Source organism: Legionella feeleii, assembly GCF_001467625.1.
Taxonomy (GTDB): Bacteria; Pseudomonadota; Gammaproteobacteria; order Legionellales; family Legionellaceae; genus Tatlockia; species Tatlockia feeleii.
Genome location: NZ_LNYB01000073.1, coordinates 1 through 411 on the forward strand (window position 1 = coordinate 1; position 411 = coordinate 411).

The following is a 411-nucleotide window of genomic DNA, read 5'->3' on the forward strand; positions in this document are numbered from 1 at the left end:
TACTTCGCTCATCTGTCTCTTTCGTGAGTGCAATTAACTACCCAATTATACTGAATATCTGACTAATTTATAGTCATGAAAAGACCCTGATTCAATATCGGTTCACATGTTATTTTCTTTAAAATCACAAGTTATGGTATCGCAGTTATTCGCGTGTTGCATCAATCTATGGATTTTGGCAGACATGTTTAGCTGTAAATTAGTTCAACTAAACGTTTTTATTATGAAAACTTAAACAATATTTAAATGAAACAGTTTATTAAACAAATTTAAGCCATCAAGATTAATTTTTACACCATTCTCAATTCGTTCATTTTAACAGTGGTTTTTCTGAACTCTATTAGAAACACCAACCTTCATCGACTTTTTGAAACTTTGATATTGAAATGGGAATTTGAAGGGGGGTAGGGC